This is a genomic window from Ruegeria sp. CDSB113 (assembly GCF_059611045.1).
In genome coordinates this window covers 288745-314564 of the sequence record NZ_JBXWOU010000004.1, presented here as the reverse complement: position 1 = coordinate 314564, position 25820 = coordinate 288745, and the positions used below count along the sequence as shown (strand labels likewise).

Annotated in this window: 24 protein-coding genes; 19 read left to right on the top strand and 5 right to left on the bottom strand. The window is 58.3% G+C overall.

What is annotated here, in order from left to right; translation table 11 throughout:
• The first annotated feature begins 13 nt into the window (after positions 1–13).
• The 5 genes from AC2FIS_RS10450 to radC are packed head-to-tail and all read left to right on the top strand — an operon-like array spanning position 14 to position 3867.
• Positions 14–949 carry an ABC transporter substrate-binding protein gene (locus AC2FIS_RS10450; protein WP_496773255.1) on the top strand — a complete coding sequence of 312 codons (936 nt, stop codon included), beginning with the start codon at positions 14–16 and terminating at the stop codon, positions 947–949.
• Positions 946–1620 carry a thiaminase II gene (tenA, locus tag AC2FIS_RS10445; RefSeq protein ID WP_496773254.1) on the top strand — a complete coding sequence of 225 codons (675 nt, stop codon included), beginning with the start codon at positions 946–948 and terminating at the stop codon, positions 1618–1620. The genes AC2FIS_RS10450 and tenA overlap by 4 nt, the downstream gene beginning before the upstream one ends.
• Positions 1617–2345, top strand: a complete 729-nt coding sequence (locus AC2FIS_RS10440) for an ABC transporter ATP-binding protein (protein ID WP_496773253.1) — start codon at positions 1617–1619, stop codon at positions 2343–2345. The genes tenA and AC2FIS_RS10440 overlap by 4 nt, the downstream gene beginning before the upstream one ends.
• Positions 2342–3076 carry an ABC transporter permease gene (locus tag AC2FIS_RS10435; RefSeq protein WP_496773252.1) on the top strand — a complete coding sequence of 245 codons (735 nt, stop codon included), beginning with the start codon at positions 2342–2344 and terminating at the stop codon, positions 3074–3076. Before AC2FIS_RS10440 ends, AC2FIS_RS10435 begins: the two co-directional genes overlap by 4 nt.
• 35 nt (positions 3077–3111) lie before the next feature.
• Positions 3112–3867 (top strand): RadC family protein, encoded by a 756-nt coding sequence (gene radC, locus AC2FIS_RS10430; RefSeq protein WP_496773251.1) that lies wholly within the window; start codon positions 3112–3114, stop codon positions 3865–3867.
• 3 nt (positions 3868–3870) lie between these two features.
• Here radC and AC2FIS_RS10425 read toward each other — a convergent pair whose 3' ends face one another.
• From AC2FIS_RS10425 to secA, 3 genes are all read right to left on the bottom strand, one after another.
• On the bottom strand, positions 3871–5427 hold the full coding sequence (locus AC2FIS_RS10425) for a phosphate ABC transporter substrate-binding/OmpA family protein (protein ID WP_496773249.1): 1557 nt from the start codon (positions 5425–5427) through the stop codon (positions 3871–3873).
• A 24-nt stretch (positions 5428–5451) separates the two neighbouring features.
• Complete coding sequence (locus AC2FIS_RS10420) at positions 5452–6378, bottom strand: hypothetical protein (RefSeq protein ID WP_496773248.1); 927 nt, start codon at positions 6376–6378, stop codon at positions 5452–5454.
• Positions 6379–6478: 100 nt separating this feature from the next.
• Positions 6479–9196, bottom strand: a complete 2718-nt coding sequence (secA, locus tag AC2FIS_RS10415) for a preprotein translocase subunit SecA (RefSeq protein ID WP_496773247.1) — start codon at positions 9194–9196, stop codon at positions 6479–6481.
• A gap of 176 nt (positions 9197–9372) precedes the next feature.
• Here secA and AC2FIS_RS10410 point away from each other — a divergent pair, with 176 nt between their 5' ends.
• The 14 genes from AC2FIS_RS10410 to AC2FIS_RS10345 all read left to right on the top strand — a co-directional run bounded on the left by AC2FIS_RS10410 (position 9373) and on the right by AC2FIS_RS10345 (position 23653).
• Entirely contained in the window at positions 9373–10221 is an 849-nt protein-coding gene (locus AC2FIS_RS10410; RefSeq protein WP_496773245.1) for a peptidylprolyl isomerase, read from the top strand.
• A gap of 5 nt (positions 10222–10226) precedes the next feature.
• Positions 10227–11453, top strand: a complete 1227-nt coding sequence (argJ, locus tag AC2FIS_RS10405) for a bifunctional glutamate N-acetyltransferase/amino-acid acetyltransferase ArgJ (protein ID WP_496773243.1) — start codon at positions 10227–10229, stop codon at positions 11451–11453.
• Positions 11450–11848, top strand: a complete 399-nt coding sequence (gene mutT, locus AC2FIS_RS10400; RefSeq protein WP_496773241.1) for an 8-oxo-dGTP diphosphatase MutT — start codon at positions 11450–11452, stop codon at positions 11846–11848. The genes argJ and mutT overlap by 4 nt, the downstream gene beginning before the upstream one ends.
• A gap of 330 nt (positions 11849–12178) precedes the next feature.
• Positions 12179–12388, top strand: a complete 210-nt coding sequence (locus tag AC2FIS_RS10395; protein ID WP_496773239.1) for a hypothetical protein — start codon at positions 12179–12181, stop codon at positions 12386–12388.
• Between the two features lie 353 nt (positions 12389–12741).
• Complete coding sequence (locus AC2FIS_RS10390) at positions 12742–14685, top strand: AMP-binding protein (protein WP_496773347.1); 1944 nt, start codon at positions 12742–12744, stop codon at positions 14683–14685.
• A 78-nt stretch (positions 14686–14763) separates the two neighbouring features.
• Positions 14764–15582 (top strand): ABC transporter ATP-binding protein, encoded by an 819-nt coding sequence (locus AC2FIS_RS10385; RefSeq protein ID WP_058275088.1) that lies wholly within the window; start codon positions 14764–14766, stop codon positions 15580–15582.
• A gap of 29 nt (positions 15583–15611) precedes the next feature.
• Entirely contained in the window at positions 15612–16598 is a 987-nt protein-coding gene (locus AC2FIS_RS10380; RefSeq protein ID WP_496773238.1) for a branched-chain amino acid ABC transporter permease, read from the top strand.
• Positions 16599–16602: 4 nt separating this feature from the next.
• Positions 16603–16860 carry a hypothetical protein gene (locus AC2FIS_RS10375; RefSeq protein WP_108860572.1) on the top strand — a complete coding sequence of 86 codons (258 nt, stop codon included), beginning with the start codon at positions 16603–16605 and terminating at the stop codon, positions 16858–16860.
• A 3-nt stretch (positions 16861–16863) separates the two neighbouring features.
• Complete coding sequence (locus AC2FIS_RS10370) at positions 16864–17940, top strand: branched-chain amino acid ABC transporter permease (RefSeq protein ID WP_113791111.1); 1077 nt, start codon at positions 16864–16866, stop codon at positions 17938–17940.
• A 75-nt stretch (positions 17941–18015) separates the two neighbouring features.
• Entirely contained in the window at positions 18016–19296 is a 1281-nt protein-coding gene (locus tag AC2FIS_RS10365) for an ABC transporter substrate-binding protein (protein WP_496697506.1), read from the top strand.
• Positions 19297–19371: 75 nt separating this feature from the next.
• Entirely contained in the window at positions 19372–20205 is an 834-nt protein-coding gene (locus AC2FIS_RS10360; RefSeq protein ID WP_058275083.1) for an ABC transporter ATP-binding protein, read from the top strand.
• A 19-nt stretch (positions 20206–20224) separates the two neighbouring features.
• Positions 20225–21442, top strand: a complete 1218-nt coding sequence (locus tag AC2FIS_RS10355; protein WP_496773346.1) for a phenylacetate--CoA ligase family protein — start codon at positions 20225–20227, stop codon at positions 21440–21442.
• A gap of 119 nt (positions 21443–21561) precedes the next feature.
• Entirely contained in the window at positions 21562–23226 is a 1665-nt protein-coding gene (locus AC2FIS_RS10350; RefSeq protein ID WP_496773237.1) for an ABC transporter permease, read from the top strand.
• 76 nt (positions 23227–23302) lie between these two features.
• Entirely contained in the window at positions 23303–23653 is a 351-nt protein-coding gene (locus tag AC2FIS_RS10345) for a DUF2794 domain-containing protein (protein WP_058275250.1), read from the top strand.
• On the opposite strand, the gene AC2FIS_RS10340 is transcribed toward AC2FIS_RS10345, so the two are convergent.
• Positions 23650–24387, bottom strand: a complete 738-nt coding sequence (locus tag AC2FIS_RS10340; RefSeq protein ID WP_496773235.1) for a C40 family peptidase — start codon at positions 24385–24387, stop codon at positions 23650–23652. The genes AC2FIS_RS10345 and AC2FIS_RS10340 overlap by 4 nt on opposite strands.
• Positions 24384–25766, bottom strand: a complete 1383-nt coding sequence (locus AC2FIS_RS10335) for a leucyl aminopeptidase family protein (protein ID WP_496773234.1) — start codon at positions 25764–25766, stop codon at positions 24384–24386. Before AC2FIS_RS10335 ends, AC2FIS_RS10340 begins: the two co-directional genes overlap by 4 nt.
• Positions 25767–25820: the final 54 nt, after the last annotated feature.

Sequence of the window (25820 nt, the reverse complement as noted above, 5' to 3'; positions counted from 1 at the left end):
GGATACGCGAGATATGAAAAAGCTGATGACAGCAATTGCCTTGCTGGCCGCCGCGCCGGCCTGGGCCGAAGACAAGATGACCGTTCTGCTGGACTGGTTCGTTAACCCCGACCACGGGCCCATCATCGTGGCGCAAGAGAACGGATACTTTGCCGACGAGGGGCTGGAGATTGAGATTGTGCCACCCGCGGATCCATCGGCCCCTCCGCGTCTGGTTGCCGCCGGGCAAGCTGATCTGGCGGTGTCCTACCAGCCGCAACTTCACCTGCAAATCCATGAGGGCCTGCCGCTGAAGCGCGTCGGCACCTTGGTCGCGACGCCGTTGAATTGTCTGCTGGTGCTTCAGGACGGTCCGATCAAAACGCTTGCCGATCTGAAGGGCAAAAAAATCGGCTTCTCGGTCGCGGGCGTGGAAGAGGCGGTGCTGGGCGCCATGCTGAACGCCCATGATGTCGCGCTGGACGACATTGAGATGGTCAACGTCAATTTCTCGCTGTCGCCCTCGCTGATGACCGGTCAGGTGGATGCGGTGATCGGGGCCTTTCGGAACTTTGAGCTGAACCAGATGGACATCGAAGGCGTCGCGGGTCGCTGTTTCTACATCGAGGAGGAAGGCGTACCGTCCTATGACGAGCTGATCTATGTCGCCAACCCCGACACGATGGATGCAGACAAGGTGGCCCGCTTCCTGGCTGCGACCGAAAAAGCGACCCAGTTCATCGTCAACAACCCGGAAAAAAGCTGGGAAATCTTTGCGGCCACCTCGCCCGAATTGCAGGATGAGCTGAACGCGCGCGCATGGGTGGATACACTGCCCCGTTTCGCGCTGCGCCCGGCGGGCTTTGATGCGGGTCGCTATGCCCGTTTCGAGGCGTTCCTGAAAGACAGCGGCATGATCGACAGCATCAATCCGGTCAGCGACATCTCAATAGATGTGACCGTGCAATGAGCGACTATGGCAAAGCATTCGCGCTGATGCGCGATGCCGCGCAGGGGCCGTGGCAGGATTACACCCGCCACGCCTTTGTCGAAGGGATGAAGGACGGCACTCTGCCGCGCGCGGCGTTTCTGCACTATCTGCGGCAGGACTATGTGTTCCTGATTCATTTCTCGCGCGCCTGGGCGCTGGCGGTGGTGAAATCGGAAACGCACGCGGAAATGTTGGCCGCCTCGCGCACCGTAAATGGGCTGATCAGCGAAGAGATGAAGCTGCATATCGGGATCTGCGAGGCCGAAGGCATCCCGCAGGACCAGCTGTTTTCCACCCCGGAACGTGCTGAGAACCTCGCCTATACGCGTTATGTGCTTGAGGCGGGGTACAGTGGCGATCTGCTCGACCTCCTGGCGGCGTTGGTGCCTTGTGTGATGGGCTATGGAGAGATCGGCACACGGCTGGCCGCTGAGGCGACGTCTGACACCTATCGCGATTGGATCGCCACCTATGCCAGCGATGACTACCAAGATGCCTGCGTGGCGGTTGGGGAATTGTTGGATAAGGCTCTAACGAGGCGTATTGGCGAGAATTTCGAAGCATCCCCGCGTTGGACTCGTCTGTGCCACACCTTCCGTACCGCGACCGAGTTAGAGGTCAATTTTTGGCAAATGGGCCTGACCCCATGACCCCAGCCCCCGATCTGACCGTCCGTGGTTCGGCTGCGATTGGCGACGCGTTATTGTTCGCGCGGTTGACCCTGACGCTTGCAGCAGGGCGGTGGACGTGTCTGCTGGGTGGATCGGGGGTCGGCAAAACCACCATTCTGCGCCTGATTGCGGGCTTGGACACTGGCGCAGAGTTCACCGGTCAGATTACCGCCAGTGACGGGCAATCTGTGCGGGAGCGGGTAGCCTACATGGCGCAAGACGATCTGTTGCTGCCTTGGGCGACTGTGGCGCGGAACGTCTTGTTGGGTGCGCGGTTGCGCGGAGAAAAGCCAGATTTGCGCCGCTGTGATCAGCTGATCGAACGGATGCGCCTGCAGGATCATATGACGAAGAAGCCCGGCGAACTCTCTGGTGGGCAACGTCAACGCGTGGCCTTGGCTCGCACGTTGATGGAGGATCGGCCCATCGTTTTGTTGGATGAGCCGTTTTCGGCCCTCGACGCCCGCACCCGCGCGGATATGCAGGACCTTGCGGCCGAAGCGTTACAGGGCCGAACTGTTCTGCTGGTCACCCATGATCCGGGCGAGGCTGCGCGGTTGGGTCAATCCATCGTGGTCATGACGCAGAACGGCATAACGCCCTGCCAGCCCCCACATGCACCGGCCCCGCGCAAGGTGGACGATCTGAAAACGCTGGAAACGCAAGGCGCGCTACTGCGACTGTTGCGGGAGGAGGCGGCATGAAACTGCTGTCGGGCCTTGCCGCCACTCTGTTCGCGTTGGCAATCTGGCAGGCAATCGTCTCGGCAACCGGCCTTCCGAAATTCATCCTTCCGGGCCCCGCTTTGGTGGCTGAGACCTGGTGGCAATACCGCTGGATCATTGCTGAGCACACATGGGTCACGGCCGTTGAGGTCATAATTGGCCTGGCCTGCGGGACGGTATTGGGGGTCGTTACCGCGCTCCAACTGGCGAATTCCCGCGCCGCGCGGGTGCTGGTGCAGCCGATGCTGGTGTTCACGCAGGCGTTGCCGGTCTTCGCGCTGGCGCCGTTGCTGACGCTTTGGCTGGGCTATGGTCTGTGGTCCAAGGTCGCGATGGCAGTGCTGATCATCTATTTCCCGATCACCTCTTCCTTTTTTGACGGGTTGATGCGCACGCCGCCCGGATTTCTTGATCTGGCGCGGACCATGCAGGCCAGCCGGCGCGCCTTGTTGTGGCACATTCGTATCCCCGCAGCTTTGCCCTCATTGGCTTCGGGCATGCGGCTGGCGGCCGTCTATGCCCCGATCGGAGCGGTGATCGGCGAATGGGTCGGGTCGTCGCAAGGATTGGGGTACCTAATGCTGCTAGCCAATGGGCGGGCCAAAACCGATTTGATGTTTGCGGCAATGCTGACGCTGGGGGTGTTTTCGATCCTGTTGCACCTGACCGTTCGACGGGCAACCGCACGCATTGCGGGTGAGACGCGTTAACCATTCAGAAACCGATTCTGCGGCACGGTAGTCCCATGACTCAGGACGCCTTTGCCGAAGCCCCGATGCTGTTTGAAACCGACGAAGCCCCGGTGCAACCGCTGCCGTCTGGTCGCTTGCCGTCGTATATCAAAGATCACCGCAAACGTTTGCGCGAACGGTTCATGTCTGGTGGATCGGCGGCAATGCCGGATTACGAATTGTTGGAACTTGCCCTGTTCCGCTCGATCCCCCGGCAGGATGTCAAACCCCTGGCCCGTGCGCTGATGGATACGTTTGGCGACTTTAACCGCGTGCTGACCGCACCCGAAGAACGGCTGCGGCAAATCAAAGGCGTCGGCGATACGGTGATCACCGACCTGAAAATCCTTGAGGCTTGTGCGCACCGGATGACCCGCGCGCGGATCATGCAACGGCACGTCGTATCAGGCTGGGACGCATTGCTGGACTATTGTCATACGACGATGGCGCATCGCGAGACTGAGCAGTTTCGCGTGTTCTACCTCGATCGAAAGAACGTCCTTATCGCGGATGAAGAACAGGCCAAAGGCACTGTCGACCACGTTCCCGTCTATCCGCGTGAGGTAGCCAAACGCGCGCTGGAGCTGAATGCCTCGGCGCTAATCTTGGTACACAATCACCCATCGGGCGATCCGACACCTTCGCAATCGGATATCGATATGACCAACCGAATTCAGGATGCCTGCGTCGCGCTGGGCCTGACGCTGCATGACCATCTGATCATTGGCAAATCGAATGAGTTGAGCTTTCGGTCCGAGGGCTATTTGTAAGGGTTACTGAACCCAGACCTCGACCCTGCGATTGACTTTGCGGCCCCAGTCTGTGTCATCACAGGCCATGGGCATTGCCTCGCCAAATGCGTCCACGGCGATCTCGACACTATCCGGAATGGCTGTTTCTACCGCCGATAGCACCGCGTTGCGCACGGTTTTTGCCCGCAGCAAAGCGATCCTGGCATTGGATGAGGCCGCGCCGTCACCATCACTGAAACCGACAAAGGTCAGTTTGCGCGCGTCGATGGCTCCGGTTTCAAGGGCATGGGCCAATTGCCGGATGTTTGAGCGTGACTGCGCATCGGGTTTTGAGGAACCTGCCTCGAACCGGAACGACAGCGACAGGCGCGATTGCAGGCGCAGCGTGTCGATCATGCGCTGCAACTCTTCCAACCCGACCTCGGCACCACCTGAAACCACTGCGTTGGCCAGACGATCCCCTTGCAACCCGATCCGCATGGTTTCGGGTTCTTGATCCACAAATCCGGCATCGCGGATCGCCATCTGTGCCTCGGCGCTTTGCGAATAGGCCAGGAATTGCCGTGCGATGCGGGGCAGGCGGATTTCCGGCAGATACAGGAACATCGGCGATGTCAGCGGATAGTCTTCGGTCTTGATGGATTGCCGCGTGGCGGTCAGCGCGTGACCGCAACCGCCGGACAAAGGCAGGCCCCGGGCAGGCCCGACCTCGGCATGGCTGGCGATACCGATGGCAAAGGGGTCGTCAGCAACAGCGAGAACCAGATCGCTGCTACGGGTGTGACGGACGATTCCCTCGGCCAGCGTGGATTGAGCGGGGGCCAGCAACCGATCCTCAACCCCTTGCGCCAAACCTGAACCGGCGTCTGGTAAGTGCAGGGAAACGGGCGCATCAGGTCCTCCTAATTCAGACCAGTTTTGGATCTCGCCGGAAAACACGCTCATCAGTTCTGCGGGCGAAATTTGCCGCGCCGGGTTTTCCCGGGCTACAATTGGGACCAGCGCGTCCAGCGCGATGACCCGGGATCGCCTTGCATCTGCCAGATCACCCAGACCAGCGGCTTGCACAGCCTCTTGTTCCGATGGGCGAATTTCACGCAGCGCCATGACGATATCGGTCTCATCGGCGATCAGATCCGCAAAGCCGCCACCTGTGTTGTTGGGGGCGAAATAGAACCGTCCCAAAGGGGCATCGCGCCCGGTCTGGTGAAGCTCATAGGTGAATGCGCCCGAATCCAAACGCTGCGGCGTCGCCGACATCCCCTCTTGCTGGGCGAATCCAACGATCAGGGCCGGCAGTACCTTTTCCGCCATGACGGAGGAACCAGAGAACCGAACCTCGGCCACGAAATCCGTAAGGTTGGGGCAGGCGGGTCCTTCGCAGGTAACACCCGACCCATCCACTGTCAGCTCACCGAACTGCGTATCCACGCGATAGAACTCGCCATCAAAGCTCAGCAGGTTGCCTGTGACCTCGACTTTGCCGTCTTGCGAGGTCAGCGTGATATCCTGTGCGTGCACATAGGACGCCAGAGTCACCGAAATCAGTGTAGCCACTGCCACACGAAAAAATGTCATAAGAAAGTCGAGCCTGCCTACGGTTTAATTTGCCGCGATTGTCAGGTCTTGGAGCAGATTATTCAACACCAGAAAATCACCGGCCTGCGTGCAATCCGGCATGGGCAGCGTCAAATCGCGCGACCGCAGGTGGCGATCGCCACGCAGCTCGAGTGATTGAACGGCCAAATTCCGGCCGCAATTTGCTTCGGTCACTTCGGCCTCCACCGTCAGTTCGATCGAACCGGTCTGGCTGGTTTCGCCTGCAGGGAAGGAATAAATTTCGATATTCTGCGCGTCGCCGAACGCCTGTTGGCCCAGATGCACGACCTTACCCGCACCTTTCGCGTCAGGGTTCGACGATACATGTCCGGCGGTTCCATAGCTGGCCCCAAATTCCAGCGCATGGATCTGCAGGTCTGTCTCACCCTGCCATTGCAGTGCGATGCGGTTGTAGTTGGCCAGGTCGGGGATGTGAGTGGTGGCTACGGTCCCGGTCTGATCATCTACCGAGATCAGAAAGATCGCATATTCCGACAGGGCCGGGATCGTCAGATCCAAAGCGCCGTTTTTGTCCGTTCGTTGGGTAACTGTTAGTCCGCTGTGATGGATTTCGATCCGTTCATTGCCGTGGCAGGGGGCTTTGACGGTCAGGCGCGCCGCAGCGCCGGGGACGGATTTTGCGCGGGCACTGAGAGTGCAGCTTTTCTGATCAGAGGGGGTCGATCGGGCGGGTTGCAGGGCTCGCCGCGATGCCTTGATGTCGGTGGTTGCATCAGCGGCCGGAAGCGAGGAGGTCAGAACAATTCCTTCCAGCCCGGCAATCACCGAGGACTGATTGGCGGCAACCACAGTTACAGGAGCCTGCGCGCCATCCGATTGCGCTGGCGATCCATTTTGCATCAGGTAACCAATGGCTAAGGCACAAGCGACGGTGCCGCCAGTGGTCACGTAATTCTTTATTACAAACAAAACACCCTCCCCAGTTGAAGGAGCGAGTCGCATCCTGAAGTTGAATCACGGCCAATATGTGGCCGTGAAACGGACTCAATGTGTTTTGATCAAGGTGACGTCAGGTCAGTCGGCCGTGGCAATGTTTGAATTTCTTGCCCGATCCACACGGGCAGAGATCGTTGCGCGACGGGTTCCCCCAAGTCGAGGAATCGTCTTCGACAAAGCCGGGGCGTGCATCGCCTGAAGCCTGAGCTTCGGCCAGTGCTTCTGCCTTATCGGTAGCTTGATCCACCGCCTGTTGTGCCTGTGCTTGCTGTGCCTGCATCTGTGCCAGCATCTCGCGCTGTTCCTCTTCGGTCAGCGGACGGACGCGCGACAATTGCTGAGTCACGGTTTCGCGCAGACTGTCGAGCATGGACTCAAACAACTGGAAGCTCTCGTTCTTGTATTCATTCAGCGGGTCGCGCTGGGCGTAACCGCGGAAGCCAACGACCGAGCGCAGGTGCTCCAGCGTCAGCAGATGCTCGCGCCATTTGCCGTCGATGGTCTGCAGCAGAACCTGCTTTTCGATGTTGCGCATATTCTCGGGACCAAAAGCCGCGGCTTTCTGTGCCATCATCTCATCAGCGGCATTGACCAGACGCTCGCGCACCTGTTCATCATCGACGCCTTCCTCGGCGGCCCAGTCCTGTACCGGTGCGTCAATGGTCAGTTTTTCCTTGATCGCGTCATGCAGGCCGTCCGTGTCCCACTGATCGGCATAGGTTTTTGGCGGCATGTATTCGTCGATCAGATCGTCGATCACCTGTTCGCGCATGTCCGAGACGATCTCGGACAGGTCGTCGGTCGACATGATCTCGCGCCGCTGGCTGAACACCACTTTACGTTGGTCATTCATCACGTCGTCAAATTTCAGAACGTTCTTACGCATGTCAAAGTTTCGGCCTTCGACCTTGGACTGTGCGCGTTCCAGCGACTTGTTCACCCAAGGATGAACAATTGCCTCGCCCTCTTTCATGCCCAGCGTGGTCAGAACCTTGTCCAGCCGCTCTGAGCCGAAGATGCGCATCAGGTCGTCTTCGAGGCTCAGGTAGAACACGGTACGGCCCGGGTCGCCCTGACGGCCCGAACGACCGCGCAGCTGGTTGTCGATCCGACGGCTTTCGTGACGTTCGGATGCCATGACGTAAAGACCACCGGCCGCCAGAACCTTTTCCTTTTCCTCGGCGTGGTGGGCCTCTTCCTTGGCGCGCAGCTCAGCCGGATCGGCCTCGGGGTTTTCGGCCAGCGCCTGCAGCACATTCATCTCGACATTGCCGCCCAGCTGAATGTCGGTGCCGCGGCCAGCCATGTTGGTGGCAATGGTCACCGCACCATACCGGCCGGCATCGGCCACGATCTGTGCTTCTTGCTCGTGCTGGCGGGCGTTCAGAACGTTGTGTTTGATACCTTCCTTTTGCAGCAGCTGGCTTAGCAGTTCGGATTTCTCGATCGAGGTTGTACCCAAAAGAACCGGCTGGCCCTTTTCCTGCGCTTCTTTGGTCTCATTGATCATCGCGCCGTATTTCTCACCGGCAGTGCGATAGACCTGATCGTCTTCGTCAAGACGGGCAATCGGCCTGTTGGTCGGAACCTCGACCACGCCCAGACCGTAGATTTCGGCGAATTCTTCGGCCTCGGTCAGCGCGGTGCCGGTCATGCCGCCTAGCTTGTCATACAGGCGGAAGTAGTTCTGGAAGGTCACACTGGCCAGTGTCACGTTTTCAGGCTGAATCTGCACGCCTTCCTTGGCTTCGATGGCCTGATGCAGGCCTTCGGACAGGCGACGCCCGGGCATCATCCGGCCAGTGAATTCATCAATCAGAATGACGTTGCCGTCACGGACGATGTAGTCCTTGTCACGCGTAAACAGCTTGTGCGCGCGCAGGCCCTGGTTGACGTGGTGCACGACCGTGGTGCTTTCCGGATCATACAGCGAATGGCCTTCCGGGATCAGACCGTTGGCGTTCAGCTGTTGTTCCAGGAACTCGTTGCCCTCATCGGTGAAGGTCACACTCCGGGACTTTTCGTCCAGCGTAAAGTGATCATCGCTCAGCGACGGGATCAGGGCGTCGATGGCGGTGTACAGATCCGAGCGGTCCTCGGAAGGGCCCGAGATGATCAATGGCGTCCGCGCCTCGTCAATCAGGATCGAGTCGACCTCGTCCACAATCGCGAAATTGTGGTACTTTTGGTAAATCTGATCCAGCTCCGCCTTCATGTTGTCGCGCAGATAATCAAAGCCCAACTCGTTGTTGGTGGCATAGGTGACGTCACAGGCGTAGGCGGCTTTTTTCTCGGCGTCCGGCTGACCCGACCAGATCACGCCGGTGGTCATGCCAAGGGCACCAAACACCTTGCCCATCCATTCGGCGTCACGCTTGGCCAGGTATTCGTTTACCGTAACCACGTGCACGCCCTTGCCGGTCAATGCGTTCAGATAGGCGGGGAAGGTCGCAACCAGCGTCTTGCCCTCACCCGTTTTCATTTCCGAGATGTTGCCCTGATGCAGGAACGCACCGCCCATCAGCTGTACGTCAAAGGCGCGCAGACCCAGCGCGCGTCTGGCACCTTCGCGAACGTTGGCAAAAGCTTCGGGCAGCAAGTCGTCCAGCGCCTCACCTTCCAGCGCGCGTTTGCGCAGTTCGGCGGTCTTTTCGATCAGGCCCTCATCGGACAGCTTTTCGAACTCAGGTTCCAGCGCATTGATCTTTTCGACCAGCGGGCGGGTCGCCTTGATCTTGCGGTCGTTCGGTGTTCCGAACACCTTTTTGGCGAGCGTTCCGAGTCCCAGCATGTTCACTCCAGCGGATCTGTTCTTGTCTTGGTTGCGACAGGCTTGCCCACCTTGCTTGCAACCCATAGATACGGGGGATGAAAGGCGGCCCTGTCCAAGGCTTCAAAGCGATGTAAGCGGCAGGTCCCAGAGTGTCAACGCCACGCCCCGTCGCGGCAAAGAAATAGGATGATTCCATGCCCAAAGGCCTCACTTTTCTGCCATCTCTGGCTCTGGCTGCCGTGATGGCGATGCCGCTTGCCGCCGAAACCAAGCCGGACGCGGATACGGTTGTCGCCAATGTGAACGGGGATGAAATCACATTGGGTCACGTTATCGCATCCGTTGCAGCCCTGCCGCCGAATTACGCCGAGATTGAAGATGACGTTCTGTACGAATTCGTCATCGAGCAATTGATCCAGCAGCAATTGTTGGCGCAGCAGCAGGACGATCTGAACCGGCTGAACCAGTTGGGGCTGGAAAACGAAGGCCGGTCCATGCGGGCGGTGCAAACAGTAAATGCGTTGCTGGGCGATGTCGTGACCGAAGAGTCAATTCAGGCAGCCTATGATGCGGAATTTGGCAACTTCGAAGGCGAAGATGAGTTCGACGCCAGCCATATTCTTGTTGCCACCGAAGAAGAAGCCAAGGAAATCAAAACTCTGCTGGATGACGGCGGCGATTTTGCCGAGACGGCCAAGGAAAAGTCGACCGGCCCATCGGGCCCTAATGGCGGATCATTGGGATGGTTTGGCAAGGGCCAGATGGTTCCGGAATTCGAAAACGCCGTTGTTGCGTTGGAAAAGGGTCAGATATCGGATCCGGTGCAAACACAGTTCGGCTGGCACCTGATCATTCTCAACGACATGCGAAAATCCGAAGCGCCGGGGCTTGATGCCGTACGTGAACAGCTGGCCCAGACCCTTCAGCAGGACGCGATTCAAGCCAAGATCGACGAGTTGACGCAGCAGTCGCAGATCGAACGCCCCGCTTTGGACGGTGTTGGCCCCGAAGTCATCCGTCAGATCGACCTGATTCAGGAGTAACCCCTGTGGCCACGATCACCAAGGTTTCGCCGCTCGCGCCAGCGGGTTTTCCCGATCTGCCTGCCATTGACGGTGTGCGTTTTGCCACCGTCGAGGCTGGCGTGCGTTATCAGGGCCGTACCGACGTTATGTTGGCGGTTCTGGATCCGGGCACATCTGTGGCCGGGGTGTTCACCCGATCGGCCACACGCGCAGCCCCCGTGCTGGACTGTCAGGACAAGATCGGCGGGTCCAGCGACGGACCCGCGGCGATTTTGGTGAACTCGGGCAATGCCAATGCCTTTACCGGCCACTACGGCCAGACCTCGGTGGCCGAGGTCACGCAAGCTGTGTCCACAGCGACCGGCGTTCCTGTCGAACGCGTCTTCACCTCATCCACCGGCGTGATTGGTGAGCCGCTGCCCCATGACCGCATCGTGGCACAGCTTGAGACGTTGAAGGCAGGTCTCAGCCGCCACGCAATCGAGGACGCGGCGCGGGCGATCATGACCACGGATACGTTCCCTAAAGGGGCCAGCGCACAGGTCGATATTGACGGAAAAACAGTCTCTATTGCAGGGATTGCCAAGGGGTCAGGCATGATCGCGCCGGATATGGCGACGATGCTGGTCTACATCTTTACCGATGCACAGGTCGAACAGCCCGCCTTGCAGGCTATGCTGGGCGCCCAAACCGACCGGACATTTAACTGCATCACCGTCGACAGCGACACATCGACCTCGGACAGTCTGTTGCTCTGTGCAACCGGGGCCTCAGGCGTGGACGCAACCGGCGATGCGGCGTTTGCCGAGGCGTTGGAGGGCGCGATGCTTGACTTGGCGCAACAGGTTGTGCGTGACGGCGAAGGTGCTACGAAATTCGTGGAAATTTGTGTAACCGGTGCCGCCTCGGATGCGGACGCCAAGGTGCACGGACTGGCGATTGCCAACTCACCTTTGGTGAAAACGGCCATTGCTGGAGAAGACCCGAACTGGGGCCGCATCGTCATGGCCATCGGTAAATCCGGTGCCGCCGCTGACCGCGACCTGCTGAGCATTTCCTTCGGGGATATTCTGGTTGCCGAAAAGGGCTGGGTCAGCCCGGATTACCGTGAGGATGAGGCCGCCGCCTATATGAAAGGTCAGGACCTTGTGATTGCGGTGGATCTGGGACTTGGTGAAGGCAAGTCCACCGTTTGGACCTGCGATCTGACCCACGGCTATATCGAAATCAATGCGGATTATCGCTCGTGAAGACCTTACTGGTGTCCGCTGTCGCCCTGATCGATATCGAGGGCCGGGTGCTACTGGCCCAACGACCCGAGGGCAAATCTATGGCCGGCCTCTGGGAATTCCCCGGTGGCAAGATCGAACCAGGCGAAACCCCCGAGGCTGCCCTGATCCGCGAATTGCACGAGGAACTGGGCATCGACACCTGGGCCTCATGCCTCGCCCCGCTGACCTTTGCCAGCCACAGCTATGACGATTTCCATCTGTTGATGCCGCTGTTTGCCTGCCGAAAGTGGGAGGGCATCCCCCAATCCAAGGAAGGTCAGTCGCTGAAATGGGCCCGTGCGAATGAGTTGCGGAACTACCCGATGCCTGCGGCGGATGTACCGCTGATCCCGATTTTGCGGGATTGGTTGTAATTCGGCCAGCCTATTGATTGTTGCTGTCAAACTTTTAAAGGCCTGTCTAGCTCGCATCATCTTACATTGCGTAAGGCCCCTCGTCACAAGCTACTCACCGTGTAGATCATTTTTAGCTGAGTTCTCACTGCCAAGCCGAATGCCAGATCTGACGCAGGAACGAACTTATTCATCGCCTCGCCCAAGAGAATGTGAATGTAGCGTGAACGATATGTTGCTTCTGTATTAATCGTTAATAGTGCAATCTCAATCTACTCATGGCGAGTAGAAAAGAAGTTTGTGTGCCTGCCTGAGAGAGATATGCAAAGTTGCCCAAGGATCAGATCAGGTATGGTTGCGTTGAAAGATGGCACTGACTGGAATGGTGATGTTATGAAAAGTGATTCAAGTTCCACTGACGATGACCTGCAGAAAAAGTGGGCGACGTGGACAATGAAGCCTGAAAAGAAACAGTATAGTTTCAGGTATTTCGCCTCTGCGATGGTCATTGCGGTATCGACATTTGTTGTCGTGGGCGTTCATCAACCTTTTATCTTCTAAGAAATTTTAGACCCTAAACTCCGCTACTGACGGATTGAACCAAAAAACCAAAAAAACGATCTCCTCGAGACAGCCTTCCGAGGCGACTAGGCGTTTCTTGAAATTGCAGTATCCAATTTTCATTCAATGCGATTTGTATGTTTTTTAGTCTGCTGAGGTTGACCGCGCCCCCACTGTTACAATTCGTAAGAATTGAGAAAACATCAGGAAAAAGTTGACGCTGAACTTTCCTGCGTCCCTTATCGGGGCATTGGCGTCCGGGGTTGTCCTCGGGTCCGCCGTTTCCGGCCCGGAGGAGGGGTCGGATGGGGAGGAGAAAGAGATTGGCTCAGACGCAGTCGGGCGCTGAAGGGATGCACTCTCTTCCGGCGCTGCTACACCGCAATGCGACCCAGTTCGGGGACGCCCCGGCCTACCGGGAAAAGGAATTCGGAATCTGGCAATGCTGGACCTGGGCCGAAACGGCCAGGGAAATCCGTTCGATTGCCCTGGGCTTTCTGGAACTTGGCGTCGCGAAAGGCGACCACATCGCAGTGATCGGGCGCAATCGTCCGGCGCATTACTGGTCGATGGTTGCGGCTCAGATGGTGGGTGCCGTGCCGGTGCCGCTTTATCAGGACGCAGTCGCCGAAGAGATGGCTTATGTGCTGGATCATTGCGGCGCAAAATACGTCGTTTGTGGTGATCAGGAGCAGGTCGACAAGGTCATCGAGATTCAAGAGAACCTGCATCAGGTCAAACACATCCTCTACACCGACAAGCGGGGGATGCGGAAATACGATCACAGCCAGATGAACGCATTGGACGATCTGATGGCCGAAGGCAGCGCCGGTCACGCGCGTTTTGATGCGGAACTGGATCGTCGGATTGCCGAGATCGAATACGACGGCACCTGCGTCATGCTGTATACGTCGGGCACCACGGGTAAACCCAAGGGAGTGGTGTTGTCGAACCGCAACGTGATCGAAAGCGCCAAGAACTCGGCCGAATTCGATCATTTGAACCGGAACGAAGACATCCTGTCTTACCTGCCGATGGCCTGGGTTGGCGATTTCATCTTTTCCATCGGTCAGGCGTATTGGTGCGGCTTTTGCGTGAACTGCCCCGAAAGCGCCGATACGATGATGACGGACCTGCGTGAGATCGGGCCGACTTATTTCTTTGCTCCGCCGCGGGTTTTTGAGACTCAGCTGACCAATGTGATGATCCGGATGGAGGACGCAGGTAAACTGAAGCAACGGATGTTCCACCATTTCATGGCGCATGCCAAGAAAGTGGGTGGCCTGTTGCTGGACGGCAAGCCGGTGAGCTTTGGCGACCGCGTGAAATACGCGCTGGGCAACCTACTGGTCTATGGCCCGCTCAAGGATACGCTGGGTTATGGCCGCTTTCGCGTTGGCTATACGGCGGGTGAGGCGATCGGGCCGGAGATTTTTGATTTCTACCGCTCGCTCGGCATCAACCTGAAACAACTTTATGGTCAAACTGAAGCGACGGTTTTCATCACCGTTCAGCCGGATGGTGAGGTGCGCGCCGACACCGTTGGTGTGCCTGCGCCCGATGTTGAACTGAAGATCGACGACAAGGGTGAGATCCACTATCGCTCACCCGGTGTGTTCGTCGAATATTACAACAACCCGGATTCAACGGCCTCGACCAAAGATGCCGAAGGCTGGGTGGCCACTGGGGATGCGGGGTTCATCGAGGAAAGTTCGGGGCATCTGCGGATCATCGACCGCGCAAAGGATGTGGGCAAGATGGCCGACGGGTCGATGTTTGCGCCGAAATACGTCGAGAACAAGCTGAAATTCTATCCCGACATCCTTGAGGTTGTTTTGTTCGGAAACGGCAAGGATCGCTGCGTTGCGTTTATCAATATCGACCTGACGGCTGTTGGGAACTGGGCCGAACGTAACAACGTGGCCTATGCGTCCTATCAGGAACTGACAGCGAATCCCCGTGTCTTAGAGACGATTCGTAGCCATGTCGAAGAGGTGAACAAGTCTGTTGCCGCTGATGAGATGTTGTCGGGCTGTCAGGTGCATCGCTTTGTGGTTCTGCACAAAGAACTGGATGCGGATGACGGTGAGATGACCCGCACGCGGAAGGTGCGCCGCGGATTTGTTGAGGATAAGTTCAGCGACATCATCGATGCGCTTTATGACGGGTCCAAGCAGGTCTCAACCACGACCGAAGTGACTTATGAGGACGGGCGAAAGGGTTCGATCAGCGCAACGCTTGAGATTATCGATGCACCGGTCGTGCCGGTTGCTCAGCACAAGGTGGCGGCGGAATGAGGGCCGGTCATGCGCCGCTCGACCTGTGGTCATCGCCCCGCCCGCCGTCCCGTTTTTCCGCAAGTCTGGGAGTGACTGATGCTGGATAACTCCGAAGGATATGTCACCGAAGACGGCCGCAAAATCGGCGGTGTGGTGATGGAGATGAAGAACATCACTCTGCGCTTTGGCGGCGTGGTGGCGATCAAGGATATCTCGTTCGATATCCGTGAGGGCGAGATCCGCGCGATCATCGGTCCGAACGGGGCCGGTAAATCCTCGATGCTGAACGTGATATCCGGGTTCTATATCCCGCAGGAGGGCGAGGTCTGGTTCCATGGGGCCAAGCGTCCGCAGATGCGCCCTTATGAAGTTGCGCGGCAAGGTATTGCCCGGACGTTCCAGAACATTGCCCTTTTCGAAGGCATGAGCGTTCTGGACAACGTTATGACCGGGCGGCTGAACTATATGAAAACCAACCTCTTTCAGCAGGCCATGTGGAAGGGCAAGGCTGAGGCGGAAGAGGTTGAAAACCGCGAAGCGGTCGAGAAAATCATCGACTTTCTCGAAATTCAGCACATCCGCAAGACGCCAGTTTCCCGCCTGCCTTACGGGCTGAAAAAGCGGGTCGAGTTAGCCCGCGCTTTGGCGGCCGAACCCAAGCTGTTGCTGCTGGATGAACCTATGGCCGGCATGAACGTTGAAGAGAAAGAGGACATGAGCCGCTTTATCCTCGACGTGAATGACGAGTTTGGCACCACCATCGCACTGATCGAGCACGACATGGGCGTTGTGATGGACCTGAGCGACCGCGTGGTCGTGATGGATTACGGCAAAAAGATCGGCGACGGCACCCCGGACGAGGTGCGCAGCAATCAGGAAGTCATCGACGCCTATCTGGGTGTGAGCCATGACTGAGCAACTGACAGACATGAGAGGGGGCGCACATGCCTGATCAGCTGATTTTCGCGATGGAGGTTTTCCTCAACGGTCTTATGGCCGGTGTGCTGTACGCTCTGGTCGCACTGGGCTTTGTTCTGATCTACAAGGCGTCCGGAATCTTCAACTATGCTCAAGGGGTTATGGCCCTGTTTGCCGCCATGACGCTGGTGGGGATCATGAACGGGCAGGTCCCGTTTGCCCATCTGATCAACGCGACTTTCGGGACCCATATCCACAAGTTCGGATGGAATGTGCCTGCGTTTGTGGCGATTATACTGACGATGGGTGTCATGGTTTTGCTGGCCTGGGCGGTGCAGCGCTTTGTGATGCGGCATCTGGTCGGGCAGGAGCCAATCATCCTGTTCATGGCGACCATCGGTCTGGCCTATTTCCTTGAGGGTGTGGCGGACCTGATGTGGGGGTCTGAAATCAAGAAACTGGATGTCGGTCTACCGCAGGGTATCAACCTTTGGATCGACGAGACCACGTTCAATATCTTTGGCTACGGCTTCTTTATCGACAATCTGGACCTTGTGGCGACGGTGATAGCCGCGCTGCTGGTGACCGCACTGGTCGCGTTCAGCCAATACACCAAGCAGGGCCGAGCGATGCGCGCCGTGGCGGATGACCACCAGGCGGCTCTGTCGGTCGGCATCTCACTGAACTTCATCTGGATCATGGTGTGGTCGGTTGCGGGTTTTGTCGCGCTGGTTGCAGGCATCATGTGGGGCACCAAGTCAGGCGTACAGTTCTCACTGTCGCTGATCGCGCTCAAGGCGCTGCCGGTGCTGATGTTGGGCGGGTTCACCTCGATCCCCGGTGCCATCGTGGGTGGTTTGATCATCGGTGTCGGTGAGAAACTGTTCGAGTTCGCCATCGGCCCGCTGGTCGGCGGTGCGACCGAAAACTGGTTTGCTTATGTTCTGGCGCTGATCTTCCTCGTGTTCCGGCCGCAAGGTCTGTTCGGTGAGAAGATCATCGAGAGGGTCTAGCAGCATGACCAAGCTGATCGCCATCATCAACGTGATCGCGTGGGCCGGGTTCTGGGCTTTTGGCTACATTGCGTTCACCTCCGACGACCTGACCGATGGACAATTGGTGATTGCGGCGATCCTCGCGTTTGCCGGGCTGGTCATGGGCATCCTAGCTTACATGAAACTTGTGCGCGCCTCAGAGGCGAGCGGATATGCAAAAGGCTCCAGGCAGCTGGACGCCGAGGCCCGCAACCGGGCGCAGGAAGAATGGGGAAAGTAAGACATGTTTTATCGTGAGGCCGGGGATTTCAAAACCTCCTACACAGATGACAGCCAGACCTTTCCGATCAAGTTCGACCGGTATCGGTATTATGTGGTTCTGGCGGTGGCTTTCGGGATCATTCCGTTCATAATCAACGACTACTGGGCCAATGCACTGCTGTTGCCGTTCCTGATTTACGCCATTGCGGCAATCGGGTTGAACATCCTTGTGGGCTATTGCGGGCAGGTATCCTTGGGTACCGGTGGTTTCATGGCTGTGGGTGCCTATGCCTGCTACAAGCTGATGACCTCATTCCCTGATGTCAGCATGTTCATCCATGTCATTCTGGCGGGCGGCATAACGGCTATTGTCGGTGTGCTGTTCGGCCTGCCAAGCCTGCGGATCAAGGGATTCTATCTGGCGGTGGCCACGCTGGCGGCGCAGTTCTTCCTTGTGTGGCTCTTTAACCGGGTGCCGTGGTTCTACAACTATTCGGCCTCGGGTCAGATCAACGCGCCGGAACGGGATGTGTTTGGCATCATCATCACCGGTCCGAATGCACCGGCATGGGCCACCTATATGTTCTGCCTGATCTTCCTGGCCTTCAGCGCCCTGATCGCACGCAACCTGACGCGCGGAACTACGGGCCGGACATGGATGGCGATCCGCGACATGGACATCGCAGCCGAGATCATCGGGGTAAACCCATTGAAAGCCAAGATGAGCGCATTTGCCGTCAGCTCGTTCTTCATCGGTATCGCGGGCGCGCTGTTCTTCGCGGTCTATCTCGGCGCGGTCGAGGTTGGCGAAGTCTTTGGCATCCAGAAGTCGTTCCTGGTCCTGTTCATGATCATTATTGGCGGGTTAGGGTCTATTTTCGGATCGTTCGCCGGTGCAGCTTTCCTTGTTTTGCTGCCGGTGGTCCTGAAAGTGGTGGGCGTCGACGTTTTGGGCTGGCCCACGGACATCGTGGCGCATCTACAGCTGGTGATCGTCGGCGCGCTGATCATCATGTTCCTGATCCTGGAACCGCACGGACTGGCGCAGCTGTGGCGTGTGGCGAAAGAAAAACTCAGACTATGGCCGTTCCCACACTAAGGGATCGGCCCAAGGAAAAAACGGGCGGAACAAGCCTGAATGCAACATCGGACTAACCAAGGGAGGAGACACCCGATGAAATTGAAACTGGCAACCGCGGCGCTAAGCGCCCTGATGGCTGCAGGACCCGCTCTGGCGGATCTTGTGATCCCCGATCTGAGCTATCGTACCGGGCCTTACGCCGCTGGCGGCATTCCGTTCTCGGATGGCTATAACGACTATTTCACCCTGCTGAATGAGCGCGATGGCGGCATCGGCGGTGTTCCGATCCGGATGGTCGAATGCGAAACCGGCTACAACACCGAAAAAGGCGTGGAATGCTATGAATCCACCAAGGGCGAAGGCGCTTTGGTATATCAGCCGCTGTCGACTGGCATCACCTATCAGCTGATCCCAAAAGTCACCGCAGACGACATTCCGCTGCACACGATGGGTTATGGCCGGACCTCGGCCAAGAACGGAGACGTGTTCAGCCATACCTTCAACTACCCGGCCAACTATTGGGACGGGGCCTCGGGCGCGGTCAATTACCTGCTTGAGGAAAACGGTGGCGATCTGAGCGGCAAGAAAATCGCGCTGGTCTATCACAACTCGGCCTATGGCAAGGAACCGATCCGCACCCTGGAAGAGCTGTCCAAGAAGCACGGCTTTGAGCTGGTCGCCCTGCCGGTGGATCATCCGGGTCAGGAGCAGAAGTCACAGTGGCTGCAAATCCGTCGTGATCGTCCCGACTATGTCCTGATGTGGGGCTGGGGGGTTATGAACCAGGTTGCCGTGCAAGAGGCCGCCAACATCCGGTTCCCGATGGAAAACTTCATCGGCATCTGGTGGTCCGGTTCTGAAAACGACGTGCTGCCAGCGGGCGAAGCTGCCAATGGGTACAAAGCATTGACTTTCCACAACGTTGGCACGGACTTCCCGGTCTTTGACGATCTGCAGAAACACGTTGTCGATGCAGGTAAGGCTGCAGGCGCGGGTGATCAGGTTGGCACGGTTCTGTATAACCGTGGTCTCTATGCGGCTGTTCTGGCTGCCGAAGCCATCAAGAAAGCCCAGGAAATCTCGGGCAATGCGGAAATTACCCCGTCTGAGATGCGAGCCGGTATGGAAGCACTGGAGATGACAGAAGAGAAGATGGCCGAACTGGGCCTGGCGAACTTTGGTCCGACCTTCTCGGTCTCCTGCGAGAACCACGGTGGTGACGCCCTTGTGGGTGTGACGCAGTGGGATGCAGCGAACAAGACCTGGACGCTGATCTCGGACTTCAAGCAGACCGACGGTGAAGTGATCGGCGCGTTGATCGATGAAGATTCTGCGGCCTATGCGGCAGAAAACAACATTGAAGGGCGTTGCTGATACAGCGCTTTGAACAACCCGGGGCGGCGGCAGACCGCCGTCCCGAACCCCACACTCGCTTAAGGACACGCGCAGATGCTGGATGCGGCACAAACCACTGACACCAAGTCGGAAACCCTGCTTGAGGTCAATAATATCGAGGTGATCTACAATCACGTGATCCTCGTCCTGAAAGGCGTCAGCCTGACTGTGCCCAAGGGTGGTATCACGGCCCTGCTGGGCGGTAACGGTGCGGGTAAGACGACAACGCTCAAGGCGGTGTCGAACCTGCTGCATTCGGAACGCGGTGAGGTCACCAAGGGTACGATCGAGTATCGCGGCACCAGCGTGCATGAAAGCGATCCCGCCGATCTGGTGGAAAAGGGCGTCATCCAGGTGATGGAAGGCCGCCATTGTTTTGAACACCTGACGGTTGAAGAAAACCTGCTGACGGGCGCCTATACCCGCAAGGATGGCAAGGCAGCGATCCAGCAGGACCTTGAACTGGTCTACACGTATTTTCCCCGTCTGAAGGAACGCCGCCGGTCGCAGGCAGGCTACACCTCGGGTGGTGAGCAACAGATGGTTGCAATGGGTCGGGCGTTGATGTCGCGGCCCGAGACGATCCTGCTGGACGAACCCTCGATGGGACTTGCGCCGCAGCTGGTCGAAGAGATTTTCGGTATCGTGAAGGACCTGAACGAGAAAGAAGGTGTGTCCTTCTTGTTGGCCGAACAGAACACCAATGTGGCTCTAAGGTTTGCCCATTACGGCTATATTCTGGAATCCGGGCGCGTCGTAATGGACGGTCCGGCAGCAGATTTGCGCGAAAACCCAGACGTGAAAGAGTTCTATCTGGGCATGTCCGACGAAGGCCGCAAAAGCTTCCGTGACGTGCGGTCTTACCGCCGCCGCAAGAGGTGGTTGTAAGCGAATGGAGGATCTGGCGATGACCTATTACGACGCTCTCGAAACCCGATCAGCCGATGAACGCTCAGCTGATCAGGCGCAGGCGCTGCGTACTCAGATTGACCGCGCCCTGTCCGCTCCGGGCTTTGCTGCGCATCTGGCGGATGCGGATACCAGCGCGGTGATTTCAGCCGACGATCTGGTGAAACTGCCGGTATTGCGGAAATCCGATCTGGCGCAAGCACAGGCGTCGCGTCCGCCATTCGGCGGGTTTACCGTCAAGCCGGCGCGGCACTTCCATCATGTGTTCCAGTCTCCCGGTCCGATTTATGAGCCCGGCAGCACGGATCATGACTGGTGGCGCATGGGGCGTTTCCTGAACGCCGCCGGCGTCGGACCCGGAGATATCGTGCAAAACTGTTTCGGCTATCACCTCACGCCAGCTGGTATGATTTTTGAGAGCGGCGCGCGCGCGGTAGGGGCCGCTGTGCTGCCAGCGGGTACCGGCCAGACCGAATTGCAGGTGACCGCGGCACGCGATGTGGGCTGCACGTCTTATGCGGGCACACCAGATTATCTGAAGGTCATTCTGGACAAGGCGGATGAGATGGGCGTGGCCCTGAACTTCTCTAAGGCTGTTGTGGGCGGCGGCGCGCTGTTCCCATCTTTGCGTCAGGACTATGCTGATCGGGGGATTTCCTGCCTGCAATGCTATGCCACGGCTGATCTGGGCAACATCGCCTACGAAAGCGTCGCGATGGAGGGGATGATCATCGACGAACATGTCATCATCGAGGTTGTCACCCCGGGCACAGGAACACCGGTGGCGATGGGTGAAGTGGGTGAAGTTGTGGTGACTTCTCTGAATCCTGATTACCCTCTAATCCGGTTCGCCACCGGTGACCTGTCTGCGATTATGCCGGGTGTCTCGCCCTGTGGGCGGACCAACCTTCGGATCAAGGGTTGGATGGGTCGCGCGGACCAGACCACCAAGATCAAGGGCATGTTTGTGCGTCCTGAACAGGTGGCCGCGTTGGTCGACAAACACGAGGAAATCGTCAAAGCCCGTGTCATCGCTGCCCGACAGGGTGAGATGGACACGATGACCGTTCAGATCGAAAGCGCAGGCGGAGACGACATGGCCTATGCCAAATCCGTGGTCGAAGTGCTGAAACTGAAAGGCGCAATCGAGGTTGTAACCCCCGGATCACTGCCGAAGGACGGGTTGGTGATCGAGGATCAGCGCGTTTACGAATAGCCCCGAGCCATGTCTGCGGCAGTATGTGCCGCAGATTTGTTTTTCCTGCACTGGTGTTTCTTAGCATTTTAGTCGATTAAAGGCTGATCAATAGCCAACGCCAGTTACAATCCGGGTCCATGGCCGAAATCGAGTATTCAGAACACGGGAAACGCAATCGCGGCGCGCTGGGCACCCGGTTGGTGGCCACTGTGGCCTATTTGGTGGCAGCGGCTTGTCTTCTGCCGATGGTTGCGGTTGTTCTGGCGGCGGTGACGGGGGGTACGGATACGGTCTCACATCTGTTCGAGACGGTTTTACCCGGGTATGCGCTGACAACCGTGATCCTTGTCGTTTTGGTGGCTGTCGGCACGTTCTCTATTGGGGTTGGCGCGGCGTGGCTGGTGACGATGACACGCTTTCCCGGTGTGCGCTTTCTGGAAATTGCACTGGTCCTGCCGTTGGCTTTTCCGGCCTATGTTCTGGCTTATGCCTATACGTTCATTCTGGATCACCCCGGTATCGTCCAGACCACGCTGCGCGACGTGACAGGTTGGGGGCCGCGCGACTATTGGTTCCCGGAAATCCGCTCGACCGAGGGCGCGGCGGTGATGCTGATCCTTGTGCTCTACCCCTATGTCTACCTGCTGGCGCGGGCCGCGTTTCTGCAGCAGAGCGCCGCCGCTTTTCTGGCCGCTCGTGCGCTGGGCAAAAGCCCGTGGTTGGCGTTCTGGCACGTGTCTTTGCCGATGGCCCGCCCGGCCATTGCCGGTGGTGTCCTGCTGGCCATCATGGAAACCATCGCCGATTTTGGAACCGTCGCCTATTTTGGCGTTCAGACCTTTGCCACGGGCATCTACACAAGCTGGTTCTCAATCGGCGACCGGGGGGGTGCGGCGCAGTTGGCCTTGTGCCTACTGGGCTTTGCGCTGGTCATGGCCGTGGCCGAGCGGACGCAGCGCGGCAAGGCAAAGTACTATCAGGCAGGCAAAAGCCATGCCTCGCTGCCTTCGGCGCAACTTAAGGGCTGGCAATCCGCAGCTGCCATAACCTTGTGCGCTATTCCAGTAGTGCTGGGGTTCTTGCTGCCGGTATTTATCTTGATCCAGATGGGCCTGACCTCGGAACAAAACCTGCTGTCGCGGCGTTACATTGGGTTCATTCAAAACTCGCTGACACTTGCAGGGGTGGCCGCCGTGGTCACGGTTTGCGCCGCGATCTGTGTTGGGTTCTTTCAGCGCCTTCGCCCGGGTCGGGGATCATCGACCACAGGCTATCTGGCGCGGTTGGGCTATGCGGTGCCCGGCGGCGTGATCGCCGTTGGCCTGATGGTACCCTTCGCCAGATTCGACAACGCGCTGGATTCGTGGATGCGCCAGACGTTCGACGTCTCGACGGGTCTGCTGGTAACCGGGTCGATCTGGTTGCTGGTGGCAGCTTACATGGTGCGCTTTCTGGCGGCAGCGCTCAGCGCTTACGAAGGCGGGCAGAGCACAGTGCACGCCAATATGGATGCTGCGTCCCGGTCTTTGGGCCAATCGCCTCTGGGCACCTTGCGCCGTGTGCATCTACCTATCTTGACACCCTCGCTGCTGACAGCCTTGCTGATCGTATTTGTGGATGTGATGAAAGAGCTGCCCGCGACCTTGATCATGCGCCCCTTCAACTTTGATACGCTTGCGGTCCAGGCCTATCGTCTGGCATCAGACGAGCGGTTGGAGGGGGCTGCGGTTCCCTCGCTTGTGATCCTGGCAGTTGGGCTTTTGCCGGTGATTCTGATCTGTCGCCAAGTTGGGCGGCGGTAGGACGAAACGATTCAAAATTACCACACCTGTTGGCACCGGACTTGATTCAAATGCGTTTTCCGGCAAGGCTGAGGGTATGAACATGCAGCCTCCCAGCCGGTTTTCTGCAAACTCGGCCCAGATGCCGGTCGCGTTCGACCGGCGCGAGATGTCACATATACTGTCTGTCTATGGCAAGATGGTCGCCGCCGGAGAATGGCGCGACTATGGCATTTCCAACCTGCGCGATATGGCGGTTTTTTCCATTTTCAGACGCACGGCAGAGCATCCGATCTACCGGGTCGAAAAACACCCTCGTCTGCGGTCCAAACAGGGGATGTATTCAGTGATCGGCATGGACGGGCGCATCCTGAAGCGAGGCCATGACCTGCGCACCGTGCTACGCGTGCTGGAACGCAAGCTGATCCGGTCTGTAGACCTTGATTAGAGCCTTTTGTGGGCTGTTACAGGCCCGTCGCCCTGCTCCAGAATTCGTGTGATCGCCTGATCCATTGGCTCGAACGTCACGTCCATGTGGTAGGCGTTGGCATGAAGCAGCATGTTCTCGCCATAGACCCATGCTACGTGGCCTTTCCAGAATAACAGATCCCCGCGTTTGACTGGCGTTCCGGCGGGCGGCGCCGTACCCAGTTCGCGTTCCTGATCGCCGCTATCACCGGGGGAAGGTATGCCGCAGGCCAGCAAACCGGCCTGAACCAACCCGGAACAATCAATGCCGAAGCGACTGTTTCCCCCCCAAAGATAGGGTGTGCCCAGAAACAGCTCAGCCACCGCTACGGGATCGGTCAGGTGCGTTGCGCTGAGTTTGGCGTGAATCGCCGGAATGAACCCCAGTTCTGTTTCCAGAAATCTATTCTGTTCCGACAGCACGTATAATTTGCTACCGAAACTCAGCGATACGCGGTCCGGGCTTTTCATGTCGGGCTGTTGATAGGCATGTGTCGCGGGCGCGGTGACCCAGTGGGTCTGTTGCGCCTCAGGTCCCAGCTGATCGGACCTGACCCAACCGGGATAGCCGTCCTTGTCCGAGGTAATCCGGCTCCACCCATCGGTTTCGTCAACAACATCTACCGGGTCGCCAAACAACAGCTGCCGGTCCCTGGGACCCTTTGGGCTGCGCAAAAGGTCGACAACCGGCTTTATGACGCGCAGGCGGGTCATAGGTTCAGAATCTCGGGCAGGGCGGTCAGAACGGCACGCGGCCCTTGGCCCAGCCCCCCTCTGCTGCGCCCGGGGGCCTTGCTGGGCTGCCAGGAATAGATGTCGAAATGCATATAGCGGCTGTCACCGACAAAGCGGCGCAGGAACAGGGCTGCGGTTATCGAGCCAGCAAATCCGCCGGAAGGCGCGTTGTCCAGATCGGCGATTCCGGGTTCGATCATCGCCTCATAGGGTTCATGGAAAGGCATCCGCCAGACCGGGTCGGCCGATTGCCGACCAGCGTTGGCCAGCGCGTCTGCCGCGCCATCGTCATCAGTGTAAAAGGGCGCCAGATCGGGGCCAACCGCTACCCGTGCCGCGCCGGTAAGGGTCGCCATCGAGATAATCAGGTCAGGTTCACCCTCATCCGCCAGCGCCAATGCGTCGGCCAGAACCAACCGCCCTTCGGCGTCGGTGTTGTTGATCTCAACCGTCAGACCCTTGCGCGAGGTCAGGATATCACCCGGACGAAATGCGTTACCGGCGACCGAGTTTTCGACCGCCGGGATCAGCACGCGCAGTTGCACAGGCAGCTTTGTTGCCATGATCATCCCCGCCAAACCCAGCACATTGGCCGCGCCGCCCATGTCCTTTTTCATCAGGGACATCGAATTCCCTGGTTTCAGATTCAGCCCGCCAGTGTCAAAGCACACACCCTTGCCGACAAGGGTCAGTTTGGGCCCGGTGTCGCCCCATGTCATCTCGATCAGGCGCGGCGCTTGCGCGGCGGCGCGTCCGACCGTGTGAATCAGCGGGAAATTCTGATCCAGCAGGGCGTCGCCTTGAACCGTAGTGCATGTCGCGCCAAATTCCTGCGCCAAATCCTCGGCTGCGGCCTGCAGTTGATCCGGCCCCATGTCCGAGGCCGGTGTGTTGACCAAATCGCGGGTCAGCGCCTCGGCACTGGCCAGCGCCTCAATCCGCGCGGCATCGACACCTTCGGGTGCAACGAGTCGTGCCTTGGCAGGTGATTGATTGGCGTAACGGTCAAAGGAATATCCTGTGAGCAGCCAACCCAGGCACTCGTTGCTTAGCGCATCTGCGGGCACACCGGACGCGATGTGATAAGTTCCCTTCCGCAAGGCTTGGGCCGCCGCTGCCAGCGGGAACCGTTTGCGCGCGCGCTTGCTGCCTTTTCCGTAACCCGCCAAAGCCATTAGGGGCACACCATCCGATTGAGGGATCAGCAGAGCCTGTCCCATGGCCCCGGTGAATCCGCTGGCCTCGACCCACGATGCGATGTGGCTTGGCTGGTCTTTCAGCCAACTGTCGAGATCGGGTTGCGAAATGATATGCAGCGGCACAGAGGGTTCGGACGGCGAAGCGAAGGACAGGGTCATGGACATCTCGGCTGGTTCGATTTGTGCCCAGCCTAGCTGCCCACGATCCGTCCG